The following is a 17,971-nucleotide window of genomic DNA, read 5'->3' as shown; positions in this document are numbered from 1 at the left end:
CCTAAAGTGACTCGGTAACAATCGCATCATCAACGGTGCTTGCATCAGCAACAGAGGTCATCTCGGCCACAGCAATCAAGCCACTACCATCATCACCCGCGTTGGTATCTGCATCATAATACAAACGCGTCTGAGCACCATTGGACACAAGGAATAGCGCCGAGCCACTGTGATCACCGTTAGTCATGGCGGCTTCAAGCTCATCCAGATGGCCTGCTTCACTGTTATCGAAATTAAAACTCGCATCCAGATTCACCACATAGAGATCGGCATCGGCCTGCGCTGCCAGCACCCCGAGAGTGGTATTCACATCGGTAGTAAAGGAAGCGAACGCCTTAGTCATGGTCGCCGGCAAACCGCTAAAGGTTGCGCTATTCAAGACGATGCTGTCACCTTCGGCCGCATCAAAATCCTGCATCACATCCATACCCTGTGTTGGCGCCTCAAAGACAAAACGGTCAGCGTCGGCGCCACCAATCAGCACATCCGCACCTTCTCCTCCGAATAGACTATCATTGCCATCACCACCTTCCAGGCGATCGCCACCGGCAAAGCCATAGAGGGAATCATTACCCAGCAACCCAAGCAGCGTATCCGCCTGATTATTGCCCTCCACCACATCATCACCTTCACCGGCAACATCATCGTCGGTGATCAGAGTGGTGGCACTGTTATTCAACAAGGTCATCGCACTATCGATTTCAGCGCTGATTAACTCATCCAACTCAACAGTTGCATCTTGATTAACATTAACTGTAAACGACTGGGTTCCATCGGCCTCGAAAACCAGCGAACCGGTTGGCATAACAGCACCACTGAAATCACTCGCAGACACATCCGCACCGCCGGTACCCACGAGCCCCCAGGTCACTTCGGTACTGCCCGTTACACCGGTTGCCACCACATCGAAGGTGACCTGCGTTACCCCGCCTGTGCCTTCAACCACACTGCTTTCTCGAGCAACGATTCGAATACCCTGTTCATCTGCCAAGATAGTGCTATTCACCGGTGTGCTATCGATATTCAAACCCTCGCCACTGAGAGTCAGCAGGAATCCCTCGTCGACTTCGATCACATCATCACCTTGGACGGTGACAACAAACTGCTGACTACTGACACCGGCCGCCATGGTAATGGTACCCGTCAGTGACGTGATAAAGTCATCTTGATCCACATCCCCAGTAATGGCGTAGTCGATCGTGACCGGATTATCCGTATTACCAGAACGTAAGATTTGATAGGTAAACTGGGTTTGTGTACCGGCTTCGCCTTCAAAGCGTTCCACATCCAGCCCAAGTAAGACAACACCCTCATCATCGGTAGCAATCGTCGCCGTTGCTTGTGAGTTATTAGGATCTAGGGCAACACCCTGTGACGGGTTTTGTAGCTGTACCGCAAAGCCTTCATCCACCTCGGTCAACATATCCGATGCAACTTCAACCGAAATCGTTTTGCTAGTTTCACCAAGCCCAAAGGTGACCGTATCGCTCAGCAATCCCCCTACAAAGTCACTCGCATCGGCCTGATTACCACCATTGCCAACCACGACCCACTCAACCGTATCGACCTTATCGACGGCCCCTGTCCGTGTCAGCGTGAACTGATAGATAACCGAACCGCTATCTCCTTCAAGCTGGCTATCAGCCCCTTCGTTAGCAATAGTAATCAGGCTATCGTCATTCTGGATAACACCCAAGGCAACATCGTTAACGAGGTTAGCGCCATCAATCACAACCCTAAAGGTTTGATCCTGACCCGGTTCATTATCACCAGCGACCACAATTTCAATCTCTGCAGAGGCTTGATTCTCAGCAAACTCAATGCTGCCCGATGGAATTACCCCACCGACAAAGTCATCGGCACCCGCTTGATAGCTACCATAGCCCTCAACTGCCCAAGTAATGGTTGTCGCGGACAAATCACCGACACGCTCAACACGATAAGTGAAGGTGCTGGTCTCACCAATATTACCTTCTGCTTTTTCCGCATCCACCGCAAAGATAGACACCCCGGTATCATCATTCGATACCACGGTACTTGCCTCACTCTGGAGAATATCGACACCATCGGGTTCGGACAGGACGACGGTGAAGGATTCATCAAATTCACCAACATCATCCCCCATCACCACCACGCTAATCGTCGCCGTTTCTTGGCCGGGGCTAAAACCAACCACCCCAGAAGGATAAAATCCGCCAAAGTCCAACGCGTTTGCAGGGTTATCACCACTCGGTTGCACCGACCACGCTGCACTACCCGAACCACTAATATCGCCGCTACGCGTTGCCGTAAAGGTAAAGACAGTTTCGACGCCATCCGCGCCTTCATCGCGTGATACCTGATCGGCAGTAATGGTTAACACCGCATCATCATTCAGGACTGTCCCTTGCGCTGTTACATTGGCCACCGTCGAACCAAAACTTGGATTCTCAAGCGACACGAGGAAGCTTTCATCATACTCGCCTAGGTTATCCCCATAGACTTCAACGGTGAAGGTTTTACTGGTCTCGCCATCGGCAAACTCAACGCTGCCCGAAGTATTAGCAAATTCAGTTAACTCAAGCGGATGCTCACCGGAACCGGCAACCGTCCAATCCACACTCGCGGAGCCCGTTGTGGTGCCGGTGCGATCGATACGGAAAGTAAATGTACCACTGCCACTATCCCCTTCGGCCTGTGGGCCCGAAACTGCCACCACCGTCAGGGTATCATCGTCATCAATAATAGAACCCGTCACACTGTCGACGATAATATCCGCTTCACCGCTCGGGTTCGTCAGCTCAACATTAAAGGTCTCATTGCCTTCATCCAAACCATCGGCTGCGAGGTCAACGGTAATGGTTTTACTGGTTTCACCCGCCACAAAGGTGAGGCTACCGGAGGGTAAGACCGCGCCGACAAAATCATCCGCGGTCGCCGAACCGGCAACCACCTGCCAATCCACCGTGGTATTCACGCTCAAGTCACCACTTCGACTGACCGTAAAGGTTGTCGAACTGGCACTGGACTCATCGCCTTCGACTGCACTGGTGACCAAACCACTGAGAGCCAAATCAACATCGTCATTACTAATCAGCGCCTCGGCACTGCCGGCCGTTGCCGCAATAGTGCTGCCGCTGCCCGCATCATAGAGTTCGACCGAGAACGCCTCGTCAGCTTCAACCTCGCGATCGCCGACAATATTAATGGTCAACACCTGACTGGATTCACCATCGGCAAACTCAACCACGCCTGAGGTGGCTTCGAAGTCAGCCGCCGACGTCTCCGTATTGAGAATATGCCAGCCCACGGTCGATATTCCATCCAAGCTGCCGTCCCGCGTAACAGTGAAGGTAAAGCCAGTGTTGGTGCCAGACCCTTCTGTCTGATCAGCATCCAGCGCGGCGATGGACATAACATCATCATCATTGGTGATAGTGACATCGACGCTTTGCTGAGCAAAAGTATGGTTAAGTCCATCCGTCGGCGCGACCAGTGAAACCGTAAATCCTTCATCGGCTTCTCGCTGATTATCGCCATTGATATTGACGATAAATGTTTGGCTAACCTGCCCTTGAGTAAAGGTAAGGGTTCCCGATGGCAGGAAGCCACCGACAAAGTCATTGGTATCGGCGGCATCAGCGCCGCTACCCGCGATCGACCAATCCAGCGTGGTTGCCGATAGACTACCGGTACGCGAAACAGTGAACACAAATTCACTATTGCTATCACCCTCCACCGGTATAGTAGTTGCATTTACCGTCCATGCCAGATCATCACTGACCAGTGTGCCGGTCGCACTGCCATCCACCACACCATGACCGATTGAATCGGTGGCAATTTCGATATTGAAGAGTTCATCAGGCTCCACCAACAGATCGCCCATAACCGCGATAGTGATGGTTTTACTGTCGCTGTCCCCAGCGCTGAAACTCACTCGACCTGAAGGTAGACCACCGTTGTCTCCCAGATCATCCTGCCCGGTAACAAAATCATCTAACGACGCGGCATCTTGCCCCGCTGGTAGTGTCAGGCTCCAATCCACATCGGCGGCCAATGCTTTATTGCCCTCTCGGCTGATAACAAAGGTGTAATAGGTTAGATCACCCTCTTGCCCTTCCGCTTTATAAGCATCCGTTGCGGTGATATTCACAGCAGTTTCATCATCGACAATCACCGCATCGGCAGTGCTGTTGATAAAATGGATACCATCAGGGCCCGTCAGGCTAATCTGGAAGCTTTCATTATCTTCAACTAGGTAATCGCCGGTGACAGGGACTCGAATCGTTTGTTCGGTATCATTAACGTCGAATGTTACCGTACCCGTAATGGCATCAAAGTCACTGGCGGCGGCCGGATTGCTACCAATACCAGCAACATTCCATGTCAATGTCTGGCTGGCATCGAGATTACCGCTGCGAGTGACAACAAAATCGTAGTAGGTTGTGGTGCCGGTATCGCCTTCCACCACGGGAGTCGCCGGGGCCACTATGTCAAACACAATATCGTCCGTTTGAATAATACCCTCTGCCGAAGCCTGCGCCAGTGTCACACCAGTGCTAGGGTTATTCAGCGTCACGGTAAAGCCTTCATCAAATTCGCCGGCAATATCACCACTGACATAGATCGTTAAGGTCGTAGCAGCTTCGCCGGACGCTAGACTCAAAGTACCGGACGGCAAAGCACCGCCAAAGTCAGTGCCATCGACCGCCTGAGCACCATTGCCTGTCACCACATAATCAACCGTTGCCGCCGTCGCTAAATAACCGGTACGCGCGATTGTAAAGGTAAAGGCTGTCAGACTTGCATCACCCTCGGCCTTAACCGCATCGGCGGCGCTAATGGACAGTGCAGAATCATCATTCACGACCGTTGTCGATGCGGTAGCCGTTGTAACGGTAGCTGTTCCAGCCGTTGTTGAGGCTGCATCAGACAATGTTAGGGTGAAGAGTTCATCCGCTTCTAACGTTTCATCGCCACTGACTTCAATGGTAATCGTCTGATAACGATCGCCTGTAAATGTCAGTGAACCACTGGGCAAGCCGCTGTTATTACCTAGCTCGTCTGCCGTTATAAAGTCAGCTTCCGTTAACGCAGCTTCACCTGATAAGGCCCAATTCACGGTGCCATACCCTGAGACGCTATCAACGGTGAAGGTCAATGAACGAGTGCCGCTGTTACCTTCTAGTTCGGTGGCAGCATCAGCGGTAATACTAAACTCGGCATCATTATCAAGAATCGTCCCTACCGCAGATCCCGTTGTGATGATGTCGCCACTGGTACCGTCCCCCAAACTGATTTCAACCGCGTACGCCTCAGGGGTTTCAGCGCTGGCGTCATCAAAGGCGGTTACCTCGAAGGTTTTACTAAACTCACCAGCCGCGAATGTCACTGATCCGGTAGGGAAACTACCATTAAAGTCAGCCGTCTCCGTATCGGTGCCGGCACTGACCGACCAGTTAATCGTTTGTGATTGCGCCGTATCATTGCTACGTGTCACGGTAAAGGTTTGAGCTGTACCTTCAACAGCCGCACTACCGGCCTGAATCGCGAAGCTACTATCGTCGTTATTAATAATACCGGCAGCGGAACTGTCGATCACTTCGTCGATATTAACAATATTACTCAACTGTATGGTGAAGTTTTCTGAATCTTCCGGCGTGATATCGCCAGCCAGGGTCACCTGAATCTGCTGACTGCTCTCACCCACCGCAAAGCTAATTGCACCGGTTGTCGCACCAACAAAATCACTCGCCGCCGTGGAGATGTTCACTAGGCTCCAGTTCATTGAAGAGCTACCACTCAAATCCCCACTACGCGTAACGGTAAAGCTCAATGTCTTATCCGCATCCCCTTCGGCAATCTGCGCATCAGCAATGCTTATTCCGGTATCATCCGTCAGGATCGTCAGGTCAGCACTGGCAATACTATGGGTATTAGTGATATCAGGATCAGGAGACGTTAACGTGTCCTCAAACAACACAACCCTAAACTGCTCGTTATTCTCAGCAAGAATATCCCCCGACACCACAACACTGAACTGGTTGGTCAGCACGCCATCGGCAAAGGAAACCGTGCCACTCGGTAACCCACTATTGGTCCCTAATGCATCAGCCGAACTGAAGTCATCTGCATCGGCACCATCATCACCTACCGCTTCAACGCGCCAGCTGAGGGTGGCCGCACCACTATAACCGGTGCTGGCACGATCCACCGTAAAGGAGAATGTCTGGCTGGAGCCCGTATCCGTCTCAACCAGGCTAGTGCTCGCCGGCGTCAGAGTGTAAGAGGTATCATCATCATAGAGCGTGGCAGACAGATCTAAGGTAGTAGATTCACCACTGTAACCGTTGTTCCATGCAGTTGAGTTGAGCGCATAGCTCTGGAAACGGACATAGGAACCTTCTGCATCACCCGGCGTGGTTAGCCGTAAGGTAAAGGTCTCATTTGTTTCGACCAGTGTATCGTCGCTCAGCAGATCCTCTATAGAAATATTATAGGTATAGCCACCACTGTAACTGCTAGCTTGGGCATCCAGTGTAAAGGTGCCACTGGTGGTCCCGAAATCGCCGGCAGTTGCACTACCAGTAATAATTTCATAACCCACCGTCACATCGTTATCCATGCGTCCGGCACGAATCATGGTAAACGAGAGCGGGTTGCCCTCATAAGCACTGACATTTAGGTTAGTGTTATAGCCCTCGGCATCACCGTTATAGGTATCCCAACCACCAACCCACAAGCGAACATCATCATTTTTGATAATCACTTGCTGCTCAATGTAATTATTTTCAGTGCTGATATCGATGTTGGCCGGACCATAACCGTTCTGATCCGCTGCACCACCATAAATATCATAATAAGAACTTTCTGCCTGATCAGCTTCAAATAACCGGAAGGTCAAGGTTTCATCATTTTCGACGAAGTCATCACCATTATAGGTAATGGTTATCTGTTTTTCGGTTTCATTAGCGGCAAACAAAACATTGCCCCAGGTACTACTGCCATTACCTTCCCAAGCCCTATTGACTGTGCCGTAGTCTTTGATATCACCATAACTGCCATTATTGATATTTGAACCACTCAGATACCAAGCAACCGTTGATGTGTAATCAAGGGCCTCTCCGTTTTGAGCGGTACGGGTGACCGTAAAGGTAACCGTGTTCCCGGTATTCTGATCATTGTAAGCAGGATTCGCCGCGGTGCCTTCAAACACTGAAGTTTGGTCAACCGATAGGGTTAAAATTGGGCTTGGTTCATTATCATAAACATAGGCTGTATCCGTATAACCTGTCACAGCGGTTTCGGCATCATGATTCGCTTCGCCTTCGTCCACATTATTGGCGTTACCTAAGGTGATCGAAACACTCTCACGCCAAGTTTCTGTCCAACTATCGTCAAGCGTGTCCACGGTAATCACTTGGGTGGTTTCACCGTCGGCAAAACTTAGCGTACCCGTCCAATAATTATTGGCCGCATCAAAGCTTACTGTGCCATTAGCAGGAACGGGGTCTTGCACATCGGAGGCATCCAGTTGATACCAGCTTGACTCATCACTGGTGCTCTCATTGGTGGTTTCGCTACCGGGGAAAGTAATAAACCAATCGACGGTATCCGTGCCTCGGGCATCACCATCACGGGTAATCGTAAAGGTCAGAGTTTCACCTTCGGTTACATCACTCACCGTCACATCGAAGCGGGTATCGTCGTTATTGAGATAGCCTGTATTGCGATAGCGATTACCTGAATTATCTGTGCCATTGACTGACGAACCCGCACTTGGGTTTTCTAAATAAAGGCTAAAGCTTTCATCATATTCACCCACATCATCGGCAAGTGTATAAAACTTGAGATACGCCCACTCTTGACCATCAACAAAGGTAACGGTGCCTGAAGGAAATTCATTTGAAACACTGGCAGCGGTTACCACACCACCGGCATCAAAGGTTAAATCAAGGAAGTCATCCACTTCAACCGCATCACCATAGTAAGTGCTAACACGCCAATCGACGGTTGCCTCTCCAGCGGTTGCTACCTGACGTTGAACCGCAAAAATATGTTCAACATAGGAATAATCGGTGCCGCCAACATTAACGGTTATCGAACCTGCACCACCATCGGCAGCACTATCGCCTTCGTCCCGTTGATAGAGACTATCGCCCGGTGACAGTGTTTCAATCGTCTCATCAGCGACCTCACGGTCACTGAGATAAAAAATGGCTTCATCACGCTCAATCGAGGTAAACAGGTAGTTTTTATCAACCGTGGTGTTATTACGGGCACTGGTTACTTCCTGATTATCGTAATAATAGGTCCAGTTGCCACTGTAGTTATTATTATAGGTTCTAAAGAGAGTGGTATTATCCGTCTCATTCGGGTCGTCATATTTAACAACAACTTCGTCATAACCGCTTGTTGCGGCGATATTAACAACAAACCACTGATCATCCTCAACGGTATTATCACCTGGCACTGTCACCGCAAAAGAAGCGGTTTCATCACCACTCGCCATGGTGATATTGCCTCCCGCGGGGAAACTGCCTCCAAAGTCTGTTGTATCGGCATCATACTCCCACCGCGAGGACGGAGTATGGTCATAAACGCCACCATTATTGTAGTGCGTTATACTCTCTGCATCATTGACGTTCCAGTTGAACTCGGTAGTTTGACTCAGATAACCTTCCCGAGTGACCGTATAGTTATATACGGTATTTTCACCGGTTTTACCTTCGGCTTTCTCATAATCATCAACGGTTAGAACTAGTTTTGCATCATCATTGAGAATGGTGCTATCAAAGGATGAGGTGTCACCCAATGAACTGCCCGAGTTGACATTACTAAGCTTAATACTGAAGGTTTCATCCGTTTCAATACTACCCACGCCGGTATCACCAGACACATAAACCGTAATCTCTTTCGAGGTTTCGCCAGCACTGAATGTTAGTGTACCACTGGGGGTAATATTCGCATTGCTACCGTTACTGAAATCATTGATATCCGTAGTACCGTGAGCCAAATCCCAATCGACCGTGGTGACCTGATCGGTATTACCGGTACGAGTGACGGTATAGGTATACGCCACATCGGTGCCATGACCCGCGTCCCCTTCAGACAAGCTGGCAGTCCCCGCAGTGATATTCAACTCGGCATCATCATTACGCACAACGCCGGTTGCCACGGCAGTACCAATAACAGATCCGCTGCTAGGATCAGACAGAGTTACTTGAAGGCTCTCATCCGCTTCAAGAAGCGAATCAGCTGATACTTGAACGGTCAGGGTTTTAGTGGTTTCACCAACGGCAAAAGTGACACTGCCACTGGGTAAGCCGCTGTTATCGCCCAACGTATCCACCGTACCGTAAAAATCGGTTGTGGTGACCGCATCATCACCGCCACCAACACGCCACTCAACAGTGCTTTCCTGATCGAGATAGCCGTTACGAGTGACAGTAAACGTGTAATCAACCAAAGTAATTATTGGGGCACTTACGTCTGCGCCTGACGTCGTCTGATCAGAAATCGTTAAGGTATAAGTTCCGGTTGTACCTCCAAAATCACCTGGATAGCCCCCAGCCGACACAAAATAGACTCCTGTTTCATTGGCAGTATAATTGCTTTGTCCTTTGTAGCCGCCTAATCCTGAGTCATAACCAAAATTATTAGCCCCTAAAAAAGCTCCATCGCTGCTATATACTCCCCAAAGATAAGGGTAGGTAATTGTTCCTTCACCTGCAGGACTTCCATTGACACTAATTTGGTAAGTATGCCCCGCTGTTAAATTTACACGATACCAATCCTTATCATATGAAACCTCAACATCACCAATAGCAACCCCAGTGCTATCCACAGTAAATGTAGAAGTGTTATCTTCAGGCACTTCTCCTGATGCCACGTCACTATTACCTTCCACTTTATCTGCTAACAGATTGGCAATCGACAGGCTGGCATCATCATTCAGAATATCGGTACTCGCCGCAGCCGTGCCAATCACTGAGTTAGCAGGCGCGCCCGATAAGGTTACCGTGAGTGTCTCATCAGCTTCGGTGACCGTATCGGCTTTAAGCGTAATCTCGATATCCGCCGTATCCTGTCCATCGGCGAAGCTGACCGTTCCAGTCATGTCCTGAGCATCGCCTAGATCGGCCGCATCGACGCCCGTTATTGTCCAGGTCAACTCTCTAGCGCCCACCAACGAACCGCTGCGGCTAACGCTATAGGTCAGAGTGCTGTCATCGACATGCCCTTCAAATGTTGAGGTGGTCTGAGTATCAATACTGAAACTATCATCGTCACTCAGAATCGTCGCAGAATCCGTCACGCTGCTGACTTGAGCACCGGATTGATCCAAGAAAATACCATTGGTTGGGTTGGAGAACAGCACCGACAGCGTCTCATCACTTTCCAGATTCAGATCGCCCAATACGTTAACCGTAATGGTTTTACTGCTTTCATTGGCGGCGAATGACACGACGTCACTGGGTAAACCACCATTACTTAACGCGTCTTGGCCGGCGACAAAATCCCCTGCCGTCAGACCTGTTGCGGCCTGCACCGCCCACTCCACCGAGCCTGCTAGACTGATATCTCCGGTGCGACTAACAACAAAAGTGAATGCCGTTGAGCCACCCTCATCGCCCTCATAAGCATCCGCTGGTGCAGACACCTCATAGCTCGCATCATCATTGGTAATCGTCGTGGCAGCCGTATCACCGGTAATAACCCCGACGCTAGGGTTGGACAATGTTAGGGTATAGGTTTCATCATCTTCACCTAGCAGATCCCCTTGAACAAATACTGACACGGTTAGCTCACTAACCCCCGCAGCAAAAGCCAGCGCACCGGATGGCAGTGCAGTACTGGTGTCGTCATTATCAACACCCGCACCACCGGTCACGGCATAGTCAATACTGGCAGAACCTGACACATCACCCGTGCGGGTAATCGTAAAGACAACTTCCTGAGTACTGTTATCACCCTCAGCTAAGCTAGCATTCGCGGCACTGACCGCAAAGTTCTGATCATCGTTAACAATACTACCGACCGCCGTATTGGTTTCAGCTGATATACCTAGCGCCCCACCCGCCTGCAAACGGGCATTACTGATCGCCACGGTAAACGCTTCAGCAAACTCGGCCAGGGTATCACCCGACACCTCAATGCTCAGAGTAACGGTCTCGGTATCCGCAGGAATACTCAAGGTTCCCTGCGGCAAACTACCGCCAAAGTCATCCGCATCAGCAGGGTTCTGAGAACCTCCGCCAACCGCCCAATCAACCAAGGCGGCGCCAGATAGATCCCCGGCCCGAACCACCTCAAACGTGAAGGTAGTGGTGCCACTATCGCCCTCAGCTTTAGTACTCTCAGCAGCAAAAATAGAGAAACCCGAATCATCGTTGCTAATTGAGCCGCTGGCGGACGGCGACGATAAATCGACGTTGTCCGCATCAGCGACATTCAACACAACACTAAACGCTTCACTCTGCTCAACATTTTCATCCGCAGCAATGTTAACCGTAATCTGTTGGCTAAGTTGACCATCAGCAAAAGCGACCGTGCCTGAAGGCAGTGCACTGTTAGATCCAAGTGCATCCTGACCGGTAACAAAGTCACTCAGCGCGGCGGAGGTAAGCCCTCCGGCTAACTGTACAGCCCAATCGACCGATGAAGGCCCAAATTGATTGCTACGAGTTACCGTAAAGGAATAAGCGGTGCTGGCCGTATCGGCGGTGTTGCCCTCCACAATGGCAGCAACATCCGCGCTAATCGTAAATTGCACATCATCATTATTAATTTGAGTAGTCGCAGTATCAGTCCCCAACCAAGTACGATCAAAGGCCGCATCTCCGGCGTGTTTAGTCAGCGCGACGGACAGGGTTTCATCTGCCTCTAAGGTATTGTCACCAGCCAAGGTTAAGCTGATTAACTTACTGGTTTCATTGGCGGCAAAAGCAACCGTGCCACTAAACTGCGCCCCCGTTGCAAAATCATCCGCGGTAAGACCGGTAGCCAACCAATCGATACTAACCGCTGACGCTAAATCACCTGAACGAGTAATACTAAATTGCACCACCTGATTACTACCGCTCGCACCTTCTATGACCGCAGCCTCAAGCGCACTAATAGAAAGGGCAATATCATCCGCCAGAATCGAGCCTGACGCCGACGCAGTTTCGATATCCGAATTACCACTCGCTCCCGACAGCGTCACTACAAACGCTTCATCGGACTCTATATCCGTATCGCCAGTGGCCGCTAACTCGATAGTTTTACTCGACTCACCCTCGGCAAAAGTCAGTACACCGGAGGGTACTGCGCCACCAAAATCGGCGGCATCAACCTCTCCAGAGAGGGTCCAGTTAACCGTTGTTGTGCCGTTTGTCGTACCAGTGCGAGAAACCGTAAAGATATGGGTATTTGAACCACTATCACCTTCGGCTAAATTGGTGGTTGTCGCTGCAATAACCAAACCCGTATCGTCGTTACGGATAACGCCTGCGGCAGAGCCATCAACCACCTCAGTACCCGCCGTGGGTGTTCCCAATACCACCTGAAAGCCTTCGTCGACTTCCCGCAGATAATCCCCTTGAGCGGTAACTGTAATGGTAGCGCTGGCCTGATCGGCGGCGAAGTCGATTGTGCCACTCGGTAATACTCCACCCGAGAAGTCATTGGCATCAGCAGGGTCAGCCCCTGACCCTAAGACACTCCAGCTAATGCTGGTCGCTTTATCAAGGAATCCACTGCGGTTAACCGTGAAGGTAAATTCGGTTGTGGTACCGTTTTCGCCTTCGTTAAGATCGGCCGAGGCGGCGGTGACATTGAGCTGGTCGTCATCATTAGTGATAACGACCGTTGCCTCACTGGCACTCGCAGCAATCGTCGAGCCTTCGCTCGGATTGCCAAGTGACACCAAAAAGCTTTCATCGTCTTCTGCGATAGAGTCAGCCACAATATCAAAGCTAATCAGTTTGCTGAGCTCATTAGCGGCAAACGTCAAAGTACCTGAAGGATACGCACCCCCAACAAAATCGGCGGCACTAATCGCCGAGCCCATGGCGGCGGCAAGAGAGTACTCAACATTGTCAGACCCTGATAGATCACCACTTCGCTCAACTGTCAGGGTGACCGTTTTACTGCCACCATGACCTTCACTTACAGCACTGAGCGGTAGCAGGCTAAAGACCGCATCATCATTACGTATACTGCCACTGACCTCGGCTACTAAAATTTCAGTCCCAATTGCAGGATCAGGATTACTCAGTTGAACACTGAAGCCTTTATCGACTTCAAGATCATTATCGGCTGCCAGCGTAATATTCACCACTTGACTACTGATACCCCGAGCAAAGGTTAAGGTGCCGGAAAAAGCCGCTGCGCCAGCCGCAAAATCGTCGACGGACACGCCGTTAACCGCATCAGCCAGCAGCGTCCAATCCACCGAAGTGACCGAGTTAAGATCACCACTACGCTGCACCGTAAATGAAAGCTGCGACACACTACTCGGGTTGCCCTCTACTTCATCTAAATTGGTGGCAACCAGCGTCAAACCAACATCATCATTGAGTACCACGCCGGCAGCAGTATCGTTGAGCAAGACAAAACCGTCAGACCCTGTCGTCAAAACAATACCGTAGCTTTCATTGCCTTCAAATGTTGTATCAGCAGAAGGCGTGATGGTCAGTGTTTTCGATGTTTCACCGGGCGCAAACGTAATGGACCCTGAGGGTAAGGTGCCGCCAAAATCATCGGCATCCACAGGGTTAGCACCCGTCCCAAGCAGACTCCAATTAACCGTTATCGTTGAACCTGCATACTCGGTGCGAGACAGGGTAAAGGTATGTTCTTGAGAGGCTGCTGACCCTTCTTTCAAGACCGTATTAGTGGCCTCAATAGAAACCGCCGCATCATCAGGATCAATAATATGTGTTGCTGTTTTGGTGGTGATCAGGGTATTAGCGTCTTGCTCAGACAGGGTCATCACGAATGTTTCAAACCCCTCCAATTGAGTATCCCCGGACAGAACGATATCAACCAATTGGGAAGCTTCACCGGCGGCAAAAGAGACCGTTCCCGATGGATAAACACCGCCCGCAAAATCGGCCGCGTTTGCAGGGTTTTCACCCACTGCGCCTATCTGGAAACCAACCGTTGATGCGATCGATAGATCTCCAACCCGAGTCACGAGGAACTGAGCCGTTCCCCCTTCGCCTGTGCCTTCCATCGTCGAGGCGGTGACCGCAGCAACGCTGTACTGCATCTCATCACTACGTATCTGACCGGAAATTTCACCAAAGATAATCTGGGCATTCCCTGGAGCGTTCGCCAGAATAATACTAAACGTTTCATTCGCTTCGGGGATCGCATCACCCTGAACATACAGGGTTACGGTTTGTGTTGTTTGCCCAGCGGCAAAATCAACAGTTCCACTAGGCCGGCCACCATTACTATTTAGCTGATCCTGCCCGGTAACAAAATCGGCAGCATCAACACCACTATCACCGGTTGGGATCAACCGATAATCAATACTGGTTGCCTCATCAAGCACCGAGGTGCGCACAACCTGAAAGGTAATGGCGGTCTGAGTAGCCGATGCGCCTTCAACAACATCGGTCTGCTCGGTGAAAATACCAAAGCCGATATCATCAGTCGTGATCGTCGTACTGGCAGACTGAACGCCAATAGAGGCGTTATTACCCGCATTTTCAAGTACTAAGGTGACAGTCTCGTCATACTCTAAGGTTCGATCACCCGCAATCTGTACAGTAATGTATTGTTCGGTCTCGCCGACGGCAAAACTGAGAGAGCCCGACGGAACCACACCACCAACAAAATCATCCGCATCGACATCATCCGTCACCCGCCAATCGACGGTAGTGGCTTCAAGGCCCGATGTTCGAGTGACTTTAAACACAACATCAGTCACCTCGCCGTCTTGGCCTTCATTAACTCGTGCTTGGCTGGCCGCGACAGAGATAAGCGAATCATCATCTTGAACAACTGCGCTAGCGCTTGTCGATGCCGAATCAAGATTAAGGTTATCACCGGGATTACTCAGCGTTAACGTCCAGCTTTCATCCGGTTCAATCACCCGATCACCCGTCACGATTAATTCGACCGTTTGACTGTTTTCACCGACGACAAACGTCGCCGTACCGCTGGGTAATGTTCCACCAAAACGCAGCGGATCCAAACCGCTTAAAGCCCAGTCAACACTGCTGGCGGTTAATGCATTGTCACGTGTCAGGGTATAGACCAGTGTCTGGCTACTACCTAAATCGCCTTCGAGTAGGCTGACTGGACTTACGGCGATACCGACCTGTCCATCATCATTTGTCAGGGTTGTCGTTGCCGAAGAGGTCGTAATTTCAAGGTTATCGCCAGGGTTAGAAAGTGTCACGATCAGGTTTTCATCGGTTTCAATCGAACGATCACCGGCGACTGCAACGGTAAAAGTCACACTGTCTTGCCCATCAGCAAAATTAATAGTCCCGCTCATCGACTGACCGCTAGACAGGTCGGTCTGATCAATACCGCTGATCGACCAATCGACACTGTTTTCACCCACCGACGCACCCCTGACAACGGTATACGTCAACAGAGTTTCATCACCATTGGCTCCCTCAAGCATTTCTGTGCTATCAACACTGATCCCTACAGATACGTCATCGTTCAACACCGTGGTATCCACCTGAGATACAGTGCCTAAGATCAAGTTATCACCGGCATTGGACAAACTCACACTCAGCAGCTCATCCGCTTCGATGGTTTTATCGCCTAGTACTTCGATGGTGAAGGTCTGGCTAGCAACATCCGCCGCAAAAGCGAGGCTGCCATTTTGCGCTTGGCCGGAGACGAGGTCATCTGCATCCAAACCGGTGAGCGCCCAGTCGACGCTGGAGGCATTAACCGTGTTAGTGCGGGTAACGGTGTAGGTTAAGACTTGGCTGGTGCCCGTTGAGCCTTCTTCAATCGAGGCTTGGCTGACAGCGATTCTGACGGTGCCATCATCGTTAACGACCGTGGTATCCACCTGAGACACAGCGCCCAAGGTCAGGTTATCACCGGCATTGGACAAACTCACACTCAGCAGCTCATCCGCTTCAATGGTTTTATCGCCTAACACTTCGATAGTGAAGGTCTGGCTGGCAACACCCGCCGCAAAACTTAAGCTGCCATTTTGGGCTTGTCCGGAGACGAGGTCATCTGCATCCAAACCGCTGAGCGACCAGTCGACACTAGAAGTATTAACAGTATTAGTGCGGGTGACGGTGTAAGTCAGTAATTGGCTAGTATCGAGACTGCCTTCTTCAACTGACGTTTTATCCACTACGATAGAGACCAAACCATCATCATTCACAACCTTGGTATCGACCTGAGATACAGGCCCCAGCGTCAGGTTATCACCCGCGTTAGACAGGCTTACATTCAACACTTCATCCGTTTCGACGCTTAGATCACCCAATACTTCGATCGTGAAGGTCTGGCTAGCTTCACCTGCAGCAAAGCTTAAGCTGCCACTTTGGGCTTGTCCGTCCAGTAGATCGGCGGTATCAAGACCCGTAAGAGACCAGTCCACACTTGAGGTATTAACGGTATTAGTACGAATTACCGTATAGGTCAGTACCTGGCTGCTGTCCGCGGTGCCCTCTTCAATAGAGGCCTTGTCCACAACAATAAAGACTAAACCATCATCGTTAACGACCGTGGTATCGACCTGAGATACAGATCCCAGCGTCAAATTATCACCCGCGTTAGATAGGCTTACATTTAGCACCTTATCCGCTTCGATACTTTTATTACCCAGCACTTCGACAGTGAAAGTTTGACTCGCTTCGCCGGCAGCAAAATTTAAACTTCCGCTTTGATCTTGCCCAATAACGAGGTCACCGGTATCAAGGCCGGTCAACGCCCAATCGACACTGGATGCATTAACGGTATTAGTCCGAGTCACGATATAGGTCAACACTTGGCTAGTACCTGTTGACCCCTCTTCGATGGATGCTTTATCCACCGTGATAGAGACTAAACCATCATCATTCACCACGGTGGTATCAGCCTGAGATGCACTGCTCAAAGTAAGGTTATCACCAGCGTTAGATAGACTAACACTCAGCAGCTCATCGGCTTCGATGGTTTTATCGCCTAACACTTCGATGGTAAAAGTATGGCTCGCTTCGCCAGCAGCAAAGCTTAAACTCCCGTTTTGTGCCTGCCCCGAGACTAAATCATCCGCATCCAACCCCGTCAGAGACCAGTCGACACTAGAAGTATTGACGGTGTTGGTACGGGTAACGGTATAGGTCAATAACTGACTGGTGCCGGTGCCCTCTTCAATAGCGGTTTTATCCACAACGATAGAGACTAAGCCATCATCATTCAACACGGTGGTATCGACCTGAGACACAGGGCCCAAGGTCAGGTTATCACCGGCATTGGACAAACTCACACTCAGCAGCTCATCGGCTTCGATGGTTTTATCGCCCAGCACTTCGATGGTAAAGGTCTGGCTGGCAACACCCACCGCAAAAGCGAGGCTGCCATTTTGCGCTTGGCCGTCTAATAGATCGGCAGCATCAAGACCCGTCAGAGCCCAATCCACGCTTGACGCATTGATGGTATTAGTACGGATCACGGTATATGTCAGCAATTGACTGCTGTCCGCTGTCCCCTCTTCAATGGAGGCTTTATCTACAACAATAAAGACTAAACCATCATCGTTAACGACCGCGGTATCGACCTGAGTCACAGCACCCAAAGTCAGGTTATCACCGGGGTTGGACAAACTCACACTCAGCAGCTCATCGGCTTCAATGGTTTTATCGCCTAGTACTTCGATGGTAAAGGTCTGGCTAGCAACACCCGCTGCAAAAGCGAGACTGCCATTTTGGGCTTGTCCGGAGACGAGGTCATCTGCATCCAAACCGGTGAGCGCCCAGTCCACGCTGGAGGCATTGACGCTATTGGTGCGGGTGACAGTGTAGGTCAACAGTTG

General features: G+C 50.5%; 1 protein-coding gene. It reads right to left on the bottom strand.

Annotated features, from left to right (window positions below; translation table 11 throughout):
• Position 1 precedes the first annotated feature (1 nt).
• Positions 2-17,965: a Calx-beta domain-containing protein gene (locus tag ACN0T0_RS15945; RefSeq protein WP_417227728.1), complete on the bottom strand. Its 17,964-nt coding sequence runs from the start codon at positions 17,963-17,965 to the stop codon at positions 2-4.
• Positions 17,966-17,971 lie beyond the last annotated feature (6 nt).

Source organism: Amphritea sp. (assembly GCF_048266285.1).
Taxonomy (GTDB): domain Bacteria; phylum Pseudomonadota; class Gammaproteobacteria; order Pseudomonadales; family Balneatricaceae; genus Amphritea.
This window is presented reverse-complemented; position numbering and strand designations above follow the sequence as displayed.